The organism is Asaia sp. A2, assembly GCF_057319415.1.
Genome location: NZ_JBXWTO010000001.1, coordinates 14565 through 34745, shown reverse-complemented (window position 1 = coordinate 34745; position 20181 = coordinate 14565). Strand labels below are relative to the sequence as shown.

General features: G+C 61.8%; 19 protein-coding genes. 13 read left to right on the top strand and 6 right to left on the bottom strand.

The features are described 5' to 3' along the window. The first annotated feature begins 2 nt into the window (after positions 1-2). The 3 genes from asnB to ACWNRM_RS00150 are packed head-to-tail and all read left to right on the top strand — an operon-like array spanning position 3 to position 3536. Complete coding sequence (gene asnB, locus ACWNRM_RS00160) at positions 3-1742, top strand: asparagine synthase (glutamine-hydrolyzing) (protein WP_485168949.1); 1740 nt, start codon at positions 3-5, stop codon at positions 1740-1742. A 39-nt stretch (positions 1743-1781) separates the two neighbouring features. Next, positions 1782-3101 (top strand): dihydroorotase, encoded by a 1320-nt coding sequence (locus ACWNRM_RS00155; RefSeq protein ID WP_485168948.1) that lies wholly within the window; start codon positions 1782-1784, stop codon positions 3099-3101. Between the two features lie 48 nt (positions 3102-3149). Further along, entirely contained in the window at positions 3150-3536 is a 387-nt protein-coding gene (locus tag ACWNRM_RS00150; RefSeq protein WP_062164787.1) for a hypothetical protein, read from the top strand. Positions 3537-3623: 87 nt separating this feature from the next. On the opposite strand, the gene bla is transcribed toward ACWNRM_RS00150, so the two are convergent. Beyond that, positions 3624-4580, bottom strand: a complete 957-nt coding sequence (bla, locus tag ACWNRM_RS00145) for a class A beta-lactamase (protein WP_485168947.1) — start codon at positions 4578-4580, stop codon at positions 3624-3626. Positions 4581-4728: 148 nt separating this feature from the next. Here bla and ACWNRM_RS00140 point away from each other — a divergent pair, with 148 nt between their 5' ends. From ACWNRM_RS00140 to ACWNRM_RS00125, 4 genes are read left to right on the top strand one after another with little or no spacing between them, the layout of a single operon-like run. Further along, complete coding sequence (locus ACWNRM_RS00140) at positions 4729-5421, top strand: tetratricopeptide repeat protein (RefSeq protein ID WP_485168946.1); 693 nt, start codon at positions 4729-4731, stop codon at positions 5419-5421. 5 nt (positions 5422-5426) lie between these two features. Next, positions 5427-6812, top strand: a complete 1386-nt coding sequence (locus ACWNRM_RS00135) for a PQQ-binding-like beta-propeller repeat protein (protein ID WP_485168945.1) — start codon at positions 5427-5429, stop codon at positions 6810-6812. 3 nt (positions 6813-6815) lie between these two features. Then, a complete protein-coding gene (der, locus tag ACWNRM_RS00130; protein WP_485168944.1) occupies positions 6816-8222 on the top strand; it encodes a ribosome biogenesis GTPase Der in 1407 nt (468 codons plus the stop codon). After that, complete coding sequence (locus ACWNRM_RS00125) at positions 8219-8809, top strand: cysteine hydrolase family protein (protein ID WP_485168943.1); 591 nt, start codon at positions 8219-8221, stop codon at positions 8807-8809. Before der ends, ACWNRM_RS00125 begins: the two co-directional genes overlap by 4 nt. Positions 8810-8875: 66 nt before the next feature. Here the strand turns inward: ACWNRM_RS00125 and ACWNRM_RS00120 are convergent, their stop codons facing one another. Next, on the bottom strand, positions 8876-10222 hold the full coding sequence (locus ACWNRM_RS00120) for a GntT/GntP/DsdX family permease (protein WP_485168942.1): 1347 nt from the start codon (positions 10220-10222) through the stop codon (positions 8876-8878). A 298-nt stretch (positions 10223-10520) separates the two neighbouring features. On the opposite strand from ACWNRM_RS00120, the gene ACWNRM_RS00115 reads away from it, so the two are divergent. Next, positions 10521-11270: a dienelactone hydrolase family protein gene (locus tag ACWNRM_RS00115; RefSeq protein ID WP_485168941.1), complete on the top strand. Its 750-nt coding sequence runs from the start codon at positions 10521-10523 to the stop codon at positions 11268-11270. A gap of 3 nt (positions 11271-11273) precedes the next feature. Next, on the top strand, positions 11274-12671 hold the full coding sequence (locus tag ACWNRM_RS00110; RefSeq protein WP_485168940.1) for an MFS transporter: 1398 nt from the start codon (positions 11274-11276) through the stop codon (positions 12669-12671). A gap of 15 nt (positions 12672-12686) precedes the next feature. On the opposite strand, the gene ACWNRM_RS00105 is transcribed toward ACWNRM_RS00110, so the two are convergent. Together ACWNRM_RS00105 and ubiA are read right to left on the bottom strand one after the other, a co-directional pair. Beyond that, a complete protein-coding gene (locus ACWNRM_RS00105) occupies positions 12687-13337 on the bottom strand; it encodes a class I SAM-dependent methyltransferase (RefSeq protein WP_485168939.1) in 651 nt (216 codons plus the stop codon). Beyond that, positions 13334-14254, bottom strand: coding sequence for a 4-hydroxybenzoate octaprenyltransferase (gene ubiA / locus ACWNRM_RS00100; protein ID WP_485168938.1), 921 nt, complete (start codon positions 14252-14254; stop codon positions 13334-13336). The genes ACWNRM_RS00105 and ubiA overlap by 4 nt, the downstream gene beginning before the upstream one ends. A gap of 18 nt (positions 14255-14272) precedes the next feature. On the opposite strand from ubiA, the gene ACWNRM_RS00095 reads away from it, so the two are divergent. Genes ACWNRM_RS00095 through ACWNRM_RS00085 form a run of 3 tightly spaced genes read left to right on the top strand, consistent with a single transcriptional unit; the run spans position 14273 to position 17157 of the window. Then, positions 14273-15052: a 16S rRNA (uracil(1498)-N(3))-methyltransferase gene (locus ACWNRM_RS00095; protein WP_485168937.1), complete on the top strand. Its 780-nt coding sequence runs from the start codon at positions 14273-14275 to the stop codon at positions 15050-15052. A 58-nt stretch (positions 15053-15110) separates the two neighbouring features. Then, positions 15111-16493, top strand: coding sequence for a glutamate--cysteine ligase (locus ACWNRM_RS00090; RefSeq protein ID WP_485168936.1), 1383 nt, complete (start codon positions 15111-15113; stop codon positions 16491-16493). 1 nt (position 16494) lies between these two features. Continuing rightward, on the top strand, positions 16495-17157 hold the full coding sequence (locus ACWNRM_RS00085) for a LolA family protein (protein ID WP_485168935.1): 663 nt from the start codon (positions 16495-16497) through the stop codon (positions 17155-17157). A gap of 127 nt (positions 17158-17284) precedes the next feature. On the opposite strand, the gene rsmI is transcribed toward ACWNRM_RS00085, so the two are convergent. Continuing rightward, positions 17285-18229, bottom strand: a complete 945-nt coding sequence (rsmI, locus tag ACWNRM_RS00080) for a 16S rRNA (cytidine(1402)-2'-O)-methyltransferase (RefSeq protein ID WP_485168934.1) — start codon at positions 18227-18229, stop codon at positions 17285-17287. Between rsmI and ACWNRM_RS00075 the strand changes: the two genes are divergently transcribed. Further along, positions 18214-19590 carry a penicillin-binding protein activator gene (locus ACWNRM_RS00075; RefSeq protein WP_485168933.1) on the top strand — a complete coding sequence of 459 codons (1377 nt, stop codon included), beginning with the start codon at positions 18214-18216 and terminating at the stop codon, positions 19588-19590. The genes rsmI and ACWNRM_RS00075 overlap by 16 nt on opposite strands. A 138-nt stretch (positions 19591-19728) precedes the next feature. Here ACWNRM_RS00075 and ACWNRM_RS00070 read toward each other — a convergent pair whose 3' ends face one another. Beyond that, a complete protein-coding gene (locus ACWNRM_RS00070; protein WP_485168932.1) occupies positions 19729-20100 on the bottom strand; it encodes a hypothetical protein in 372 nt (123 codons plus the stop codon). Positions 20101-20181 lie beyond the last annotated feature (81 nt).

The following is a 20181-nucleotide window of genomic DNA, read 5'->3' as shown; positions in this document are numbered from 1 at the left end:
CCATGTGTGGTATCGCTGGCATGGCATGTCGTCCCGGGTATGCGCCTGACCCGGCAATCCTTCAGATCATGGCTCAGGCGCTGCGTCACCGCGGACCCGATGGCGAGGGATTCCATGAGACGGGGGCAGCGGCGCTTGTTCATCGCCGTCTCTCCATTGTCGACCTGGAAGGGGGCGCGCAACCTCTGATTCAGGGCCCAATTGCGCTGGTTGCCAATGGCGAGATCTACAATGATCCGGCCCTGCGTGCGACGCTTGCCGATGCGCCATTCAAGACGGGCAGCGACTGTGAATCGCCCCTGTTTCTCTGGCCCGATTGCGATACCGCCTACACGTTCGAGCTGCGCGGCATGTACGCCATAGCGCTGCTGGACGAAACAGGGCCCGATACGGTCATGGCTCTCAGTCGTGATCCGTTCGGTATCAAGCCGCTCTATTACGCCGAGATCGAGCAGGGGGTGATCTTTGCCTCTGAGGCGCAGGCATTACTCGCAACGGGGCTTCTCACGCGCGGCGTGCGCGACGCCGCCCGCGACCAGTTGCTTCAGGTGCAGTTCGTTGCGGGGCGTGAGACGATCTATCCCGGCATCAAGCGCGTCCTGCCCGGCGAAACCCTGCGTTTCGTCAATGGCGCATTGGATCACGCCAGCAAACTGCCCGCCCGTCATGGCACGATCAACCGGGATCTGAGCGAGGAGATGGCGCTCTCACGCCTCGACCACGCCCTTATGGATAGTGTGCGGGCGCATGAGCGGGCCGATGTGCCTTTCGGCATGTTTCTCTCTGGCGGCATAGATAGCACGGCGGTTCTTGCGGCCATGACGCGCCTTGGTCGTGGGGCGCCTCTGGCATGGACAGCGCGTTTCGACACCGGCTCGGTCGATGAGAGCGCGCAGGCGGCGGAGACCGCCCATGTGCTAGGCGCGAAGCACCATGTGCTGACCATTACCGAAAGCATGGTCTGGCGCCATCTGCCTGAGATCGTGGCCTGCCTGGATGACCCGGTGGCGGATTATGCCGTAATCCCCAGCTGGTTTCTGGCACGTGAGGCGCGCAAGGATGTGACCGTGATACTGAGCGGTGAGGGAGGCGATGAGCTCTTCGGCGGCTATGGCCGCTATCGCCGCGCCATGCGCCCCTGGTGGCGGGGCGGCCGTCTGCCCTGGCGGCGCGGCATGATGGACGGGCTTTGCCGTCTGCCCACGGGGGGGCAGTGGAAGAAGGACTTCACGCCACCCTATGAGCAGACGCGTCTTCGGTCCGTGCAGGGCCTCGATCTGGATGAATGGCTGCCGAATGACCTGCTGATCAAGCTCGATCGCTGCCTCATGGCCCATGCCATCGAGGGCAGGACCCCCTTGCTCGATCCGGTCATGAGCGCTCTGGCTTGGTCCTTGCCCGATCATCTCAAGGTGAAGGGCAGCCACGGCAAATATCTGTTACGACGCTGGGTAGAGAAGAATGTGCCGGGGTCGTCGCCTTTTGCGCCCAAGCAGGGATTCACGGTGCCGGTCGGGCAGTGGATTGGCGCTCGTTCCGCCCGTCTCGGGCCTTTGGTGGCTGAGGCGCAAGCGTTCAAGGGCGTGTTGGAGGCGCAGGACATTCGTCGGATTTTTGATCGCCCAGAGGGGCGGCGCGAGCGTCATGCTGCCTGGGCGTTGCTGTTCTACGCCCTGTGGTATCGGATTCATATCGAGCGAATTCCGTACCATGGCGATGTGTTCGACACGCTCGCCGCCTGATCTTTCCCTGATTTCCATCACCCGCAATAGGAGAAACCCATGCATTACGATCTGATCATCAGAGGCGGGATCTGTGTCTTTCCCTGGGGTGAGGCCAAGGCCGATCTGGGCGTGAAAGAAGGGCGCATTGCGAGCCTGGCCGTGACGGCGCAGGACGACGCTGCGGAGGAGATCGATGCGACCGGCCTGCATGTGCTGCCGGGTCTGATCGATGCGCATGTGCATTTGCGCGACCCCGGCAATGCCGCAATCGAATCCATCGCGACTGGCACCCGCGCTGCGGCGCTTGGCGGCGTGACGATGGTATTCGATATGCCCAACACATCGCCTTCCATCACCTCCGCCGCCACGATTGCCGACAAGCGCCTGACCGTGGCGGAGAACGCGCTGACCGATATGGGGCTTTACGTAGGGGCAACCCGCGCCAATACGCCTGAACTGGCCGCGTTGGAGCAGGAAGACGGCGTTTGCGCCATCAAGGTTTTTGCAGGGTCATCCACGGGCGATCTGATGATCGAGGATGATGAGGGCATCGAGGCTGTGTTGCGTAGCGGGCACCGTCGCGTGGCCTTTCACTCCGAGGATGAATATCGCCTGCAAGCGCGCAAGCCCCTGTTTGAGACAGGAATGCCTCATGTAAACCACATGATCTGGCGCGATGAGGAATGTGCCTTTCTCGGCACACGACGGATCACGGCACTTGCCCGCAAGACGGGCCGACCAGTCCATATCCTGCATACCTCGACCGCCGAGGAACTGGACTGGCTTGCTGCCCATCGTTCCCATGTGAGTGTGGAGGTTCTGGTCAATCACCTGACGCAGGTGGGGCCGGACTGTTATGAGACGCTCGGTGCCTATGCCGTCATGAACCCGCCTATTCGCGACCAGCGCCATTATGACGCCTGCTGGGCCGCCCTGCGTGACGGGCGGGTGGATGTCGTGTCGTCAGATCATGCGCCGCACCCGCGCGAGGCCAAGGAAAAGCCCTGGCCGCAATGCCCTGCCGGGCTGACCGGTGTTCAGACGATTGTGCCCGTCATGCTCGATCACGTGAATGCAGGTCGCCTGTCTCTGACGCGTCTGGTCGATCTGATGGCGGCGGGGCCGGCCCGTATCTATGGCTTGCAGACCAAGGGACGCATGGCCGTCGGGTTCGACGCTGATTTCACGCTCGTGGACATGAAGGCCCGACGCGAAATCCGTAACGACTGGATTGCGAGCCCCGTTGGATGGACGCCTTTCGACGGCAAACAGGTCACGGGCTGGCCTGTCGGGACGATCGTGCGTGGGCATATCGTCATGCGTGATGATGAAATTACCTCGGCACCCATCGGTCGTCTGGCCCGATTTGCGCCGTAATTCCTGCGCAATAGCGTCTTTCACTTCACATCAGCAGATCGCACGATCATGAAACCTATCGCTTTACCTTCGCTTCTTGCCTCGATCGCTCTGGCCTCGGTGGCTGTAACCGGGTCGCTCCCTTCTGTCGCCAAGGCCGATCCGCGCGCCAAATGCGGTCAGGAGCCGAGTGCGCCCTCTATCACAGCGACCGATACCGCGCATTACAATGCGAGCGTGGACAAGTTCCAGGCTTATGAGAAAGAGGCGCGCGCCTATAATAGCTGTGTTGCTAGTGCGTCACAGAAAGAAGAGCAGGCCATCAGCGAGGATGCGCGCGAACGTATCGCAAAGGTGCATGCCGTCAGCACAGGCGTTCAGCAGCGTATCGCCGCCAATTTCAGCCATATCTCGGCTGAACTGACGGCCGCTGGCAAGAAACTCGCCAAGAAGTAAGGCTTGCGTCATTCGGGCTTATGGAAGAAGGGGATGGGTATGAGCCCGTCCCCTTCTTCGTTCCGGCCTCTCGGAATGGCGCAGGTTTCAGCCCAGCAATGCCGGGGCGAGGGCGCCGATGTCATGAAAGACCCGGCGAAACTGTGTCTCGTCCGGGGTGCCGCCTGCGGTATAGGTGGCGATGATAACCGACTTACCGGCGTTCTTGTCGGGCGATGCGAAGGCGATGTCGGCGGCAATATCCTTGCCGTTATTTCCCGTCTTGTCGCCCACCACCCAATGCGCGGGCAGCCCGGCGCGCAGTCTCTGAGTACCTGTGGTGCAGTTGATCATCCAGCTGCGCAGGAGTGCTGCCGAGTTGGGATGAAGCAATGTCCCATGGATCAGACGATGCAGTGTCCGTGCCATCGCGACGGGGCTGGTCGTGTTGTCATCAGGGTTGGCAGAGGGGCGGTTCAGTTCCGGTTCATAGGCGTCGAGACGGGTGATCTCATCGCCGCTATCTCGCCAGAAGCGCGTCAGGGCTGCGGGGCCGCCGATATGACGCAACAGCATATTGGCACAGATATTATCGCTCATCGTTACCGCCCCGGCGCAGAGCGCCGCGAGGCTGAGACTACCCGCGTCACGATTTCGGGCGGCCACCGGGGCCCAGAACGGCTCCTTGAAATCGCTCTCGCGAAAAGCGATGCGTCGGGTCAGATCGTCCTCGTCCCGGTCGCAGCGTGCGAGCACACAGGCGGCGAGCGACGCCTTGAAGCTGCTGCACATACGAAAACGTTCCTCGCCTCGCCACGAGAGCGCCGTACCGTTTTCGGGACAGAAGATGTGGACGCCAAGGCGCCCGCCCGAGATCTTCTCGTAGCGCGTAGCGATATTGGACAAGGCTTGATGGGTTGCCGGAGAGAGAACGGGGGCCGATTGGGTCAAAGCCGCCTGAGCCAGGGCCTCATGGGAGAGTGCTGATCGGGCGGCGATCCCGAGAAGGGGAAGGCCGACAAGCAGGCGTCGTCTCGCCAGTGGGGCAACGGGGTCTGGGCGCATGAAGGACTTTCTGATTCAGTGTAAAACGCTGTTCTGACGCGCGGTTGTGGCTGAAGTTTGTCCGATGCATGTCTGCAATGACAAAGCAATTTGCCGCAGGGTGCAGGCGTCTGTATGGTTGCGGTAATAGTGTCGCAAGAGGATCACGGTGGCAGACGAGTTTTTCAGTCAGGCCCAGGCGGAGATGCGTGCAGCTGAGATGCGCGCAACTGCCCGGCGTTTTGGAGGTGTTGCGGTCGGTGTGGCGCTTGTCGCACTGATCGGTGTGGGCGGATGGCAATGGCAGATTCATCGCCACCATCAGACGCAGGCAGAGGCCTCGGGCCGCTATTATACGGCTATGGAGGCGCTTCAGGCGCCCCAGCCCGATGCGGCCGCACGCAGCCAGTCCGAAAAGGCCAATCAGGCCGTCCTGGCTGACCTCGCCAGCAAGGCCCCCGGCGCCACGCGTGGCTTTGCGGCCATCAGGCTGGCCCAGCTCAAGGCTCAGGCTGGCGATGTCGATGGCGCGCGCAAGGCCTGGCAGGGCGTGATTGACGACAAGGACGAGAATGTCTCGCTCCGTGATCTGGCCCGCCTTCTTCTGCTCAACAGTCATATCGATGACGCGAACCCGGCCGAGACCCGAAAGGGGTTCGAGGTGCTGGCTGCCAGCGCTGGTCCCTGGCGCGCCTTCGCCCAGGAAGGCCTCGCGGCGCTCGATTTGCGGGCAGATGCCACAGCCAAGCAGCATGACGAGGCGCGCAGCCTCCTCATGGGGCTCGCGCAGTCACCCGACGCGCCGGACGGTGTTCGCCAGCGTGCTTCCATTCTTCTTCAAACCTTCGGCGGAGCCGGTTGATGCCCATGACGAACAAGACATCCCCGCGCCAGCCGGGACGACGCTTCTTTCTGGGTTCGACCCTCGCCACGACGGCCATGCTGAGCGGCTGCGGAATCTTCAAGGACGACCCCAAGCAGATTCTTGCGGGCAAGCGCTATGATGTGCTGTCGACCGGTGCTGGTCTGGTCGTGGATGAAGAGGATCATACACCGATCGTTCTGCCCCCGGCTCAGCCCATCACAGCGTGGCCGCTGGTCGGGCGCGTGCCGGACCATCTCTCGCTGAACACCAACTGGGCCGGTCCGCAGCTCGCTTGGTCGCGTTCGATCGGTCACGGCATTTCCGAGCCTGCTTTCCTGCATTTCGTCGCCCTTGGCCCCAATGGCCGGGGCGCCATCCAGTCGCCACCCGTCATTGACGCAGGTCGCATCTACACCCGCGATGGTGTCGGGACGGTAAGAGCCTGGTCCTGGCCAGCCATGAGCCCGCTCTGGACATTCATCCCCAAGGGCAACAAGGCACGTTCGAGCGATATCGGTGGCGGCCTGGGCCTTGCCGGTGACACGCTCTATATCGTCGATGGTGTCGGGCAGGTCATCGCGGTGGCTGCCGAGACCGGCAAGGTCAAATGGCGCGCCGAAACGGTTGTGCCGGGGCGTTCGGCACCGACAATCGTCGATGGTCGTGTGTTCTTCGGCACGATCGATGAGCGCCTCTTTGCGCTGAATGCCGAGACGGGCGAGCAGATCTGGACCTATCAGGCCACCGAGGCCGATACGGTGATCTTCGGGCAATCCGCCCCGGCGGTATATAACGGCGTTGTCGTGGCCGGTTTCGGCAGTGGCGACCTTGTGGCGCTTCGCGCGGAGTCCGGTGAGCTTGTCTGGAGCGATAGCCTTGGCGGCTCGAATGGCCGTGGTGCCATGCTCGATCTGGCCTGTGTGCGAGGCGCACCCGTGGTCAAGGATGGCACAGCCTATGCGGTTTCGCTTTCCAAGGTTCTGGTGGCCATTGATATGCGCTCGGGCCGCCGTCTTTGGGAGCGTGAGGCCAGCGGGCAGAATACGCCGCTTATTGTGGGCGACTGGCTGTATCTGATCTCGTCGGATCAGCAGCTTGCCTGTCTGGACCGTCTGTCCGGCCATGTGCGCTGGATTCACGACCTGCGTCGTTTCAAGAACGAGACCAAGCAGAAATATGCCGTGACGTGGTTTGGCCCCGTCATGGCCGATGGAAAGCTAGTGTGTGTTTCCTCTCTAGAGGAAAACGGCTTCCAGGTGATCGACGCGGTCACGGGCAAGGCTGACGCACCGCTGAAAACAAAAAAGCCTACCCTGGTTGAACCCATCATCTGCGACGGCAAGGTTCTTGTGCTGTCGACCGATGGTAACCTGAATGCATATGGTTGATCCGTGACTGACTCTTCTTTTCTTCCGCTCGTTGTCATCGCCGGGCGTCCCAATGTCGGTAAATCGACTCTCTTCAACCGGCTGGTAGGGCGGCGTCAGGCCATTGTGTCTGACATGCCGGGCGTGACACGCGATCGCAAGGAAGGAGAGGCGTTGCTGCGTGGGCGCAAGGTACGCCTGATCGATACGGCAGGTCTTGAAGAAGCTGCGCCGGACACACTGTTTGGTCGTATGCGCGCGTCTTCGGAATCGGCAGTGGCGCAGGCGGATCTCGTGCTATTCTGCATCGATGCCCGCGCTGGTGTGACGCCGGCCGACAAGCATTTTGCTGCCTGGCTGCGCAAGCAGAACAAGAAAGTGCTGCTCCTCGCCAACAAGGCAGAGGGTGCGGCGGCGGGTAATGAAGTGCTCGAGGCCTATTCCCTTGGTCTCGGGACGCCACTGGCGCTCTCTGCCGAACACGGCGAGGGTATTGCGCATCTGATGGGTGAAATCGCCGATCGCCTGCCCGAAGGTGAGCGTGTGCGTGAAAAGCCGTGTTCGCGCGCCAAGGTGCTTGACGAGGATGGCGAGGAGATCGAGGAACGGCCAGCGGGCCCGCTGCGCCTTGCCATTGTGGGCCGCCCCAATGCCGGCAAATCCACGCTCCTGAACTGCCTGCTGGGTGAGGAGCGCATGATCACCGGGCCGGAGCCGGGTCTGACGCGTGATTCAATCTCGGTGTCGCTGCATGACGAGGTTGGGCCGATCCAGCTTGTCGATACGGCTGGGCTGCGTCGCAAGGCGCGCATCGAGCAGGATCTGGAGCGCATGTCGGTTTCGGCGTCCATCGAGGCGCTGAAAATGGCCGAGGTAGTGGTACTGACGCTGGATGCCACGCTGGGTGTGCATGAGCAGGATCTGCAGATTGCCCGTCTTATCGAGCGCGAAGGGCGCGCCTGTGTTCTGGCCCTGAACAAGTGGGATGCAGTCGAGGACCGCGCAGCCACCCGTCAGGCAATTGCCGATCGTATCGAGACCTCGCTGGCCCAGATGCGTGGTATCCCGGTCGTTACCTTCTCGGCCCTGACGGGTGCTGGGGTGAACAAGCTTCTGCCCGCCGTACGTCGGGCGCATGAGGTCTGGAACAGCCGCGTGACGACCGGCGAGCTCAACCGCTGGTTCGAGGCCGCGCTTGAGCGGCATCAGCCGCCTCTGGTTGACGGGCGTCGTCTCAAGCTGCGTTACATGACGCAGGCCAAGTCCCGCCCGCCGACCTTCATTCTTTTCGGCACGCGCGCGGAGCTGCTTCCCGATGCGTACAAGCGCTATCTGGTGAACGGGCTGCGCGAAACCTTCCATTTGCCGGGCACGCCGATCCGTTTGCAATTGAGGGGCACCAAGAACCCCTATGCGGAGAACAAGTCATGAGCCAGACCGCCCTGGTGCTGATCGAATTCCAGAATGATTTTGTCAGCAAGGGCGGAGCGCTGCATGACGGCGTGAAGACCGAGATTGCCCGCACGGGCATGATTGATCGCACAATCGCTCTCGTCGAAGCCGCGCGTGCCAGGGGCGTGAAGATTGTCTGGGTGCCCATCGAGTTCGCAAAGGGCTATCCTGAACTTGCCAGCGAGTCCTACGGAATTCTGGCGGGCGTCAAGGCGACGCAGGCTTTTCAGAAAGGGGAATGGGGCGCTCGGATTATTGATGCGCTGACCCCTGAGAGTGATGATATTGTCATTTCAGGCAAGCGTGGCTTGTGCGGTTTTGCCAGCACCAATCTCGATTTTGTATTGCGCCATAACGGGATCAAGCGTGTCGCGCTTGGTGGCTTCCTGACCGATTGTTGTGTGGAGTCCACCATGCGCACGGCCTATGAACTGGGCTATGATGTGGTGACCCTGACCGACTGCACCGCCACGCTTTCGCAGGCGCAGCATGAGGCAGCCATTCAGTACACCTATCCGATGTTCTCCCGCCCTATGACGTCAGAGGCCTTTCTGGCTACGCTCTGACGCTCTCACGAGATGCGTCTGTCGGCGCAGAGGCAAGAAGCGCGGGATCATTGTCCCGCGCTTTTTCTATATGAACAGCGACGCCAGAAGGCAGAAGCCGAGGCCGAGGCCGAGGAATGCGATCAGCGTTTCGATCACGCACCAAGTCTTGATGGTCTGCGGCACGGTCAGGCCGAGATATTCCTTGATCTGCCAGAACCCGGCATCGTTCATGGGGCCGAAAGCCACCGAGCCTGCGCCCGTGACCAGCACCATGAGTTCGGGCGAAACGCCATGGCTCTTGAGCAGGATCGGGCCAGCAATGCTGGAGGCGGTGCTCATGGCCACCGTTGCCGAGCCGCAGGCCACGCGCACGATAACCGCCAGCAGCCAGCCCAGAACGAGAATCGGCACATTGAAGTCAAGCGCTGTGTCGGTGATGACCTTCGAGACACCGCTATCAACCAGTTCGCGGCCAAAGCCGCCGCCTGCGCCGACAAGCAGCATGATGAGTGCGGTCGGGCCAAGACATTCATTGGTAAAACGCAGGATGGTCTCGCGTGAGAAACCGCGGGCCAGCCCCAGAACATAAAAGGAGAGGATGACGGCCAGCACGAGGGCGATATCGGTATTGCCGATGAAATGCAGGGCCGTGTTCAGCGTCGTTCCTGGTGCCGAGACACGATCGGCAATCGAAGCCACCAGCATGAGCACCACCGGGGAGAGGATGGTGAAAACGGTAATGGCAAAGCCGGGCATGTTCTTGGGCGGCTCGCGGTTGACGAACTGCTCTGCCAGCGGGTTGGCCTCGGTCAGGGGAACGCGCGGGGCTATGAAGCGGGCAAAGAGAGGGCCGGCGATGATGGCGATGGGCGTGCCGATCAGGATACCGAGGAAAATCGTATGGCCCGTATTGGCATGATAGGCCGAGAGCGCCAGCAGTGTGGCCGGATGCGGCGGGATCATGGCATGGGTGACTGACAGCGCGGCCCCCATGGGAAGCGCGACGCGCAGCAACGGTGTATCGGTGCGGGCGGCCAGCACGAAGGCGAGGGGAATAAGCAGGACGAAACCGACCTCGAAGAATACCGGCAGGCCGATCAGCAGACCGATGATCATCATGGCCCAGTCCACGCGCGAGCGTCCGGCCCGGTTGGAGATGGTCAGGGCAATGCGGTCAGCACCTCCCGACTCAGCCAGCATCTTGCCCAACATCGTGCCAAGCGCGATCACCGTGCCGACATGGCCAAGCACGTGGCCTGCGCCCTCCTCGAAGGATTTCACAACCTTGTCGGCTGGCATCCCCGCCGCCAGCGCAAGCGCCAGCGACGTCGTGAACAGCACGATGAACGGGTTGAGCCTGAAGAAGGCAATGAGGACGACGATCGCAAGGATCGCTGCGGAGGCAAGGGAGATGGCAAAAAGCGCAGACATGACGTGATCACGCGGGGCTAATGGGGTTTCTGTCAACGTATCATCAGGTTGCTGCGTGTTCACATATTGGGCAGAAATCTTACAAGCCTACTCCCGCCTGTTCCGGCACGCCCTTGATTCTGGATCGATCCAAAGTTTTCTCGCGGCGGCTCGCTGATCTGCATGATCAGCACACGAGTCGCACCACCCTTCAGGCTGTAACTCGGCAGGCATGGTCTTGGCGTGCATGAGGTTCTATGCACGAAACAGACTCGCCAGTGGCGCCTACGACTCCATAAGAACCTGAGAGGGGAACACCGTGCTGATCCGAAGCGACGAAACAGCCGATATCCAGACACCCACGGGCGAGATGCGCGTCCATCTCTTCCGTCCGGCACGAGCGGGACGTTTCCCCGCCATTTTGCTGTTCTCGGAAATCTATCAGGTGACCGCGCCTATCGAGCGCCTCGCCGCGATGATTGCAGGGCAGGGGTATCTGGTAGCGGTCCCGGAAGTCTATCACGAATACGAGGCCCCCGGCTGTGTGCTGGCCTATGACAAGCCGGGCACCGATCGGGGGAATGACCTGAAATACACCAAGCCCATCGGACAGTTTGACACTGACAATGTGGCGCTCATTGCCTGGCTGCGCGGGCATGAGGCATGCAGCGGGCGCTTTGGTGCGTTTGGCGTCTGTCTCGGCGGTCACCTTGCCTTCCGTGCAGCGCTGCTGCCGAACATCGAAGCGACAGCCTGTTTCTATGCCACCGATCTGCATACCGGCACGCTGGGTGGCGAGCGCCATGATGGTACGCTGGCCCGCGTCCCCGAGATACGCGGCGAGATCATGATGGTATGGGGCCGGCATGATCCGCATGTGCCCTATGAGGGACGTCGCCAGATTCGCGATGCGCTCGAGCAGGCCGGTACGGCGCTGGAATGGCATGAGGTCGATGGCCAGCACGCCTTCCTGCGCGATGGTGCACCCCGTTTCGATGCAGCGCTGTTTCTTCAGGGGATGAGCTGGACCAACGGGCTTTATCAGCGCGTGTTCATGGCTCAGCCATAAGTCATGAAAGCGGCGCGACAGGGCGGAATTTCGCACAACGACAGCGATGGCACTGGGCAGCCTGACGGGCTGTATGGTGTCGAGCGCGCCAGGGCGATGCTGGCGGTTGCGCTGGCTGTGCTGCTTTCGGTGCTTGATTACGCTGTGGCGAATGTCGCGCTGCCGAGCATCGCGCATGACCTGCATATCGCCTCATCCCAGTCCATCTGGGTCATCAATGCCTATCAGCTTGCTTCGCTGTCGATGCTGCTCCCCCTGGCGTCGATCGGGGCGCGTATAGGCTTTGCCCGCATGTGCAGGCTGGGCATCGCAATCTTTCTTGTCGCCTCCATTTTCTGCGCCCTGTCTCACAGCCTGCTTGAGCTTGCCCTTGCGCGGGCCCTGCAGGGTGTTGGCGGGGCGAGTATCATGAGCGTTGCCATTGCGCTCATACGGTTCATCTACCCAAAGGCAGCGCTTGGCAAAGGGCTGGCCCTGAACGGCCTGATTATCGGTACCGGCGTGGCGCTTGGCCCTACCGTCGGTTCTCTGGTCATGTCGGTTGCCGATTGGCCGTGGATTTTCTGGATCAATGTGCCCCTTGGGCTGGCAGCGCTGGCGCTGGCCAGCTTCGCCCTGCCAGTCACGCCACGCTCGGAGAAGGCGGTCGATTTGCCGGCCGTGGTGCTGACCATCTGTGCCTTTACCTTCACCGTGATTGGCGTTGATGACGCGGTGCATGGCGGGCTCTGTGGCGCATTGCTTCTGTCCGGGGCAGGTGTTCTCTGCTGGGCAGCGCTTCTGCGCTATCAGCGCGGCAAGGACGAGCCTGTGGTGCCGGTCGATCTGCTGGGTGTGCCCTCCTTCCTGATTGCGTTCATCGTCGGCATGACGGGGTTTGTCGCGTCGAATTTCTTCATCATTGCCATGCCCTTCACGCTTGAGACCGTGTTCCAGCGCCCGGCGACAGTCACCGGGTTTCTGATCACGCCCTGGGCGGTAGGCGTGGCCACCATGTCGTTCCTCATAGGCCGCTGGACCGATCGGGTCCCTGCGGTTCTGCTCTCCAGCCTCGGCCTTGCCGTAACCGGATGCGGGTTTGCGTTGCTCTGGCTTCTGCCGCCAGATGCCTCCAATCTGGACATCATCTGGCGCACCTGGCTGGCGGGATCCGGGTTCGGCATGTTCCAGCCCCCCAATAACCGCGTCATGATGCTGGCGGCTCCCCGTGGGCGCGAGGGAAGCGCAAGCGGCCTCGTGTCGGTCGCAAGGCTGGGCGGGCAGACGCTTGGCGCGCTACTCGTTGCAAGCGTATTTCGCTTCAGCACCCATGCCTCGACGCTGTGCCTGCTCTGCGCCATGCTGATTGCCTGGCTTGGCGCTGCGATGAGCCTGGCGCGTTCGATCAAGGCGAAGGCCTGACCGGGCTGAAGCCAGTCAGGCTGGTAGAGGCAGAATTCGGCACAGGCGTGTTTCACGCGCTGTTCTGCCCTCCAGCTCCATCGTTGTGGGCAGCTCCATGACGCTCAGCGTCTCGATACCGTCTTTCGGCGCATAGGGGCGCCCCGGATCAGCCATCCAGACCTCCATACGGGTCGCACAGTGACGCAACCACGGAATGATCTGGTCCGCCATCTGCTGGTTGTAGCAGACATCTCCGCAAAGAAGCAGATCTACCTTGGGCAATGTGCCGATGATGGAGCCTTCCAGCGGTGTGAGGCCAACGCCATTCAGCGCAGCATTGATCTGCGCGGCCTGAAGGGCAAGAGGGTCGATATCATTGGCAAGCACCTCTGCTGCGCCGGACCGTGCTGCCGCGATGCCTGCCAGACCACCCCCACAGGCAAAATCCAGCACGATGCGATCCCGCACGAGAGCCGGGTTGTCGAGGATGAAACGGGCGAGAAGCTGGCTGCCCGGCCACGCAAAGGCCCAGAAAGGCGGCTCTATGTTCATCTCGGCCAGGTGGGCTTCTGTCGCCTGCCAGATCGGGGTGATTTCAGTGGCCAGATGCAGCCTCAGCTCCGGGACGAGGGGCGCGGTTTCGATAACCGTCTGACTGGCAATGAAGTTTTCGGCTTCTCTCACGACAGCACCCGCCCGCAGATCAGTGCCGCGGCCAGAACCATGCCAAACGGGACATTCTGACGAAACAGCATCAGGCACAGCGCCGGGTTGCGGATATCCAGACGAACGATCTGGCTGACCAGCATGAGGCTGGACAGGAGCGCGAGGGGCCAGACACTCCAGTGCAGCCCGGCCAGTGCGATGGCTGCTGACAGGAGGAGGGCCGCCCCTGCGTAGCAGGCAGCGATGAAAGGCCGCGCCTGCGTTGCCCAGAGCCGCGAGGTTGAACGCACCCCGATACGGGCATCGTCATCCATGTCCTGAAAGCCATAGATGGTGTCAAAGCCAAGCTGCCACAGGATCGTGCCGGCATAGAGAAGGGCACAGACCCAATCGACCCGTCCTGCGGCGGCGGCGTACCCCATGGGGGCGCCAAAACCGAAGGTGAACCCCATGACGAGCTGCGGCCACCACGTCACGCGTTTGGCCGCCGGGTAGAGACCGACCAGAATCAGGGCAAGCGGCGCGAGCGCCCAGCAGATGGCGGGAAGCTGGAACAACACGAGCGCGCCAATGACGAGCAGGGCTGCCAGCAGCCAGAGGGCCTGAAGCACCGAGACAGCGCCGCTGGCAAGAGGGCGACCTGCGGTACGGGCAACCTGGGCGTCGATCTTGCGGTCCCAGATGTCATTGACGACACAACCCGCTGACCGCATGGCGAGGGAGCCAATGGCGAAAAGGGCGATCAGCACGGCGCGACGGGAAAATGTCGCGCCCCCGGCGAGCGCGATTCCCCAGATGCCGGGCAAGAGGAGGAGCCACGTGCCGACAGGGCGGTCGAGACGGGCCAACAGCAGATAGGGCCGCCATGCACGCGGCATGCGGGCGATCCAGCCATGAGCGCGAATGTCGGTATGGGGCACGGTCTCGCGCGTCATTGAGGTCTCCATGTCGTCATGAGGGTTCATTGCGTCTATGAACAGGGAACGTCAATCACGCATCACGAGGCAGACATGCAGGACGCCCCCCGGCTCTATCTGGATCAGCTCCTTCCCGGTATGGGGGCGGGCACAGCCATAGCGCTCGATCCGGGTCAGATGCGTTATCTCATCGCCGTGCTGCGCCTGAACGAAGGAGACGTCCTTTGCGTGTTCGGTGAAGGGGCTGGCGAATGGACAGCGCGTCTTGAGATACAGCGCAAGGACCGGGGCCAGGCGGTCCTGACCATGCTTAGCCGTCCCGCGGTGGAAGTGCCGGGGCCGGTTTTGGTGTTTGCCCCACTCAAGCGCGACGCCACTGATCTTGTGCTGCGCATGGGGACCGAGATGGGTGTCAAACGTTTCGCCCCTGTGATCACGGAACGCACCAATACGCACCGCATCAACGCCGAGAGATTTCGCGCCATTGCGATCGAGGCCGCGGAACAATGCGAACGGCTCGATATTCCAGCCATCGAGCCGCTGCGGCCGCTGGCGCAGCTGCTTGATGAATGGCCCCAGTCCTATCCGCTCTATGCAGCGCTGGAACGACAGCAAAGTCCGAGCGTTGAGCCGGTGCCGTCGCATTACGGTCTGCTGATCGGGCCAGAGGGCGGATTCTCGGAAAGCGAGCGGCGCCTGCTGACTATGCACAGCATGATCAGGCCGGTTTCACTAGGGAATCTTATCCTCAGAGCGGATACGGCGGTGATTGCCGGGCTTGCCCAGTTGGCGTTTCGCGCATCACAGTCCATATAAGACGAAACTCGACAGTTTCTTTTTCCAGAAATCTCCCTTTGAGGCTCCAGTACCGCCCATGTCCAATCCCGGTGACCTGAATGACGCGCCCATCGAGAGCAAGGCGCAGCTCGTTGCACTTCTTGCGGATGGGGCCAAGCCACAGGGGTCATGGCGCATCGGTACCGAGCACGAGAAATTCGGCTTTGTTCTGCCGGGTGATCATTCAGGCCGCGAAGCCTATTCACCGCCTGCCTACGCGCCAGAAGGTATCGAATCGCTTCTTGAGGCAGTCATGGCTGACGGGCGTGACTGGCAGGCCATCACCGATCATGACAAGCTCATAGGGCTCAAGGGGCAGGGCGCTCATAAGGGAGAATCCCTCTCGCTTGAGCCTGCAGGGCAGTTCGAGCTGTCAGGACGTCCTGTCGCGTCGCTGCACGAGACACGCGACGAGATGCAGGCGCATTTCGAGGCGATCAGGGAGCCGGCCAAGGCGCTTGGTCTGGGCTTCGCACCTCTGGGTTTTCAGCCGCTCTGGACGCGTGATGCCATGCCGATCATGCCCAAGAGCCGTTACGCGATCATGCGACGCTACATGCCGAAAGTGGGTACACTCGGGCTGGATATGATGACCCGCACCTGCACGGTTCAGGTCAATCTCGATTTCGGCTCCGAGGAGGACATGGCCCGCAAGATGCGCGTGTCACTTGCGCTACAGCCGCTCGCAACGGCGCTCTTTGCAAATTCTCCCTTCCATGAGGGCAAGCTGAACGGGTTGTTGTCGAACCGGGCGCAGGTCTGGACCGACACAGACAACGCGCGTTCGGGCATGCCAGCCTGTTGTTTCGATGACCATTTCGGCTTCGAGCAATATGTGGACTGGGTTCTTGATGTCCCGATGTATTTCATCATGCGCGATGGCGAGATACGCGATGTTGCGGGGGCGTCGTTCCGCGCCTGGCTGGAAGGTAAGGCGCAGTCAGCGCTGGCAGGTTTCACCCCGACGATGGGTGATTTCGAGGATCACCTGACAACGGTTTTCCCGGATGTGCGCCTCAAGCAGTTCCTTGAAATGCGCGGGGCTGATGCGGGTAGCCCGGCAATGATGCTGGCTCAGTCGGCGCTCTGGGTGGGTCTGCTCTATGATCCGGCCACTCTGGTCGCAGCCGAGGCACTGGTTCGTGAGCAGGATTGGTCGGTCTATCGTGCCCTGCGTGCCGAAGTGCCGCGCAATGCAATGAGCGCGGATTTCCCCGGTGGGCTGCGTGTGCTCGCCAAGCGCGTCATCGCGCTGGCTGAGCAGGGGCTGCGTGCGCGTCGTCTGGGTGAGGAGGTCTTTCTTGCCCCGCTCCAGATCATTGCTGATGGCGGGCCGACCCAGGCCGAGCACTGGGTGGAGCGTTTCAAGGGAGCCTGGCAGGGCGATGTCCGTCACGTTTTTGAAGAAGCAGCGATCTGAGATGAGCGCGAACAAGTCACGATCGTCTATCCGGTCCTTGATTCTGGGCGGAGTTCTTGTTGGCACCCTGGCCATTACCCCCGGCAAGGTGCTGGCCCAAGGCACTGCTGCAACGCCGCAGGCTGCGGTTCTCAAGCCCACCGATGCCGGCTGGATTGCCCGCGTACAGGACGCACTGAACGCCATCCATGCGATCAAGGCGCGGTTCCAGCAGATCGCGCCCGATGGCAGCCGCTCTACGGGACAGGCCTGGCTGGACCGGCCTGGAAAAATGCGTTTCGACTACGATAAGCCAAGCCCGCTGCTGCTCATCGCCAATGACGGCAAGGTTGTCTATCAGGATCGGGAGCTTGGACAGGTCACGACGCTTCCGCTCGATCGGACACCGCTCGGCCTGCTGCTAAGGCCCGATCTGCGCCTGTCTGGTGATGTGACGGTGACCGCCTTTCAGCACGATCATGGGCTGGTGCAGGTCACCCTGGTTCGCACGGCGACACCGTCAGAGGGTAGCCTGACACTCATCTTCAATGACTCCCCCCTGACGCTGAAATCATGGGTGGTCAAGGATGCGCAAGGACGCGAGACGCAGATCGACCTGTTCAACGTTGTCACCAATTCCGGCAACCCGGCGACATTGTTCGCACTGCCGAAGGAACAGGACTGACATGTTTACCCCGAAGCGCGCGGGTATGTCGGCCTCCGCGCTTCGATGGGCAACCGCAAGTCGGCATGATGTCCGCGCCGACGCAAGGCGGCCGTGACCTACCGCTTTCCTCGCGTTCGGTCACTGATCAGTTTCTGCCAATCTCCAGCGCGCGGGCATAGACAACGCGCTTGGGCAGATTGACCGCCCCGGCGACCAGAGCCGCCGCGTCTTTCACGGAATGGGTCTTGAGCGCCTCGACAAGACGAGCGTCCAGATCCTGCTCGGTATCGGCTGCCTCATTGCCCGGAGGGCCGACCAGCACGGTTATTTCACCGCGCGGCGCGGTGCCGGTGAAGTGCTCACGGATCTTGGTGAGCGATCCGCGACGAATCTCCTCGAACTTTTTGGTCAGTTCGCGCGCCACGGCGGCTTCACGCTCGGGACCGAAAACCGCGATCAGGTCATCCAGCATGTCCAGTAGGCGGTGGGGCGCTTCGTACCAGATGAGCGTTGCGGTGAAACCTGCCTGCTCGGCGGCGCGCAGTACCGCGAACTGGCTGCGGCGGGCGGAGGAGCGCGGAGCAGAAAAACCGCTGAAGAGATAGGGATGAGGGGGCAGGCCCGACAGCGTGAGCGCCAGTGTGGCAGCGTTTGCACCCGGTACGGCGCTAATTGCCCTGCCGTCCGCAATCGCCGCGCGTGCCAGACGAAAGCCGGGATCGGAAACAAGTGGCGTGCCGGCATCGGACACCAGGGCAATTCGTCCTCCCTTGTTCAAACGGTCGAGCAGTGCCGGAATACGATCCTGCTCGTTGTGGTCGTGGAGAATTTGTGTCGGCGTGGAAACGTTATACGCCTTGAGCAGTTTGGCTGTTACCCGGGTATCCTCGCAGAGGATGACGTCCGCGGCCCGGAGTGTCGCGATGGCTCGTGCACTCATGTCGCCCAGATTGCCGATCGGCGTCGCCACAAGCGTCAAGCTGCCGGGAGGCAGAGTCGCGGAATTACCGGAAGTATCATAAGCATGCGACGGACCCTTGAGGGTCGAGTCGTCAACAGGAGTATGGGTGTAAGATGGTAGGTCGGACATTCGGTCCCCGTCAGCGCGTGGTTTCCTTCACATCGCTCAGGTCGGCCTCTGCATGCAAGGTTTCCACTCTCGCGGGCGTTGCTGCCCTTGCCCTCACGGCGTGCGGCGGACCGCAGACGCCACCACCCGTGGCGACAATTGGCCCCGGATCCGTGCAGGAAGCCTCTGGTCAGAAAAAAATCGGCATGCTGCTGCCCCTAAGTGGCCGTTTTGGAAAGCTTGGTCAGCAGATGGCCAATGCCGCCCATATAGCTGTGCCTGAGGGACATGGGGTAACGCTCGATATTCGCGATACAGATGCGCCCGGTCAGACTGTCGAGACGACCGCACGAGCGGCAATCGATCAGGGGGATCGGGTAATTCTTGGGCCGCTGACAGCGCCTCAGACGGCATCCGTCGCGTCACTGGCTCAATCCTCCGGTATTCCCGAATTTGCCTATACGAGCGATCAGGCTCAGGCGCGACCCGGCGTGTGGGTCATGGGCGTGACGGTTGAGCAGCAGGTCAATCGTCTGGTTGACGCGGCGAGCGCCGAAGGCCGCAGGAATTTTGCCGCGTATCTGCCCGAATCTGCGTTGGGTCATGCACTGGGTGATGCCCTGCTCAAGGCTTGCGCTGCACGCGGCCTCCCGGCGCCGCAAATTGCCTTTCACACCGAATCGGCCTCTTCCATCACAACTGGCCTGAAAACGCTGGCCGACTGGCAGGCGCGTCAGGATCGGGCCACGCAGCAGGCCACGACAGCACAGCCTGCGGAGCCTGACGCCATCAATCCTCTGGGCACTGACGCTGCGTCAGCCCCCCTGCCTTCAGGGGCGCCCTCTGTTGCTGGATCGGGCGCGAATCCGATATCGGGAAATGTGCAAGCCGCCACGAAGCCGACGCTGGCGCCGCCGCCTTTCGATGCCCTTCTTCTGGGAGATACGGGGCTGCAGCTGGCAACCGTCATAGATGGGCTGCATCAGGCCGATATCGACAGCAGACAGACACGGATTCTTGGTCCAGCCTTGTGGAGTGCTTTTGCGGGTAAGCTTGGCGCTCTGCGCGGTGCCTGGTTTGCAGCGCCGGATCCTTCATTCCGCAATGATTTCGTGCAGCGCTATCGCGCCCGGTATGGGTACGCTCCCTCGGTGCTTGCCAATGTCGCGTATGACACCGCTACCATGGCCGCAGTGCTGAGCCAGAGGCCGGATGGATTTTCTCCCACTTCGCTTCTGAGGCCCGACGGATTTGCAGGAGCTGATGGGACATTCGTACTGCAAGCTGATGGGACCGTGGCACGCGGCCTGGCATTATTCGAAATTCTGACCGGTGGCGGTGTAAAGATGGCGTCGGCTGCACCAAAGCGCCTGACGCACTGATACGGCAAACACATCTACCCTGCGTCACGCGGGGTAGGTGAGACCAACATGCTGAGTCTCAGTGTGTACCTGCCTGCCACCTTAAGGCGGGGCAGGGGCCAGGGGGACTGATAGGGGCCCCGCCAAAGACAGGAGCCTTCAGGCTGCGGCGATGGATTTCAGCGGCAAGACCGGACGAACAGTATTCAAGGCAAGCTCGAGGCTTGGATAGACGCCAAGTTCGTGATCGCGGATGTGGTCGACCAGCACCCAGCGGAGACCGCGCGGTTTGATCATGTAGGCAGGATCAGCATTTTCGCGAACCCAGATCAGGATATGAGCGACCGCCTCGCTGCGTCCGTCCAGACATTCCGTCTCGATATCGGCGTCGCAAAGCCCCATCGCCAGGCCTGCCTGCAGCCATTGCGAAAGATATTCGCGATGACGTGGCAGTACATTGAAGCGCAGTGGAATCACATTGCTGAGAGGTGCTGGAGTTTCGTTCTTGGGAAACGGCAGCGTCTGGGCCATACGTTGCGTCCTCATTTCTGGTGCAGATACGAGGCTAGACGGCAAAAGCGGGCGTTCTCAACGTTAAACTGCGTCTGTATG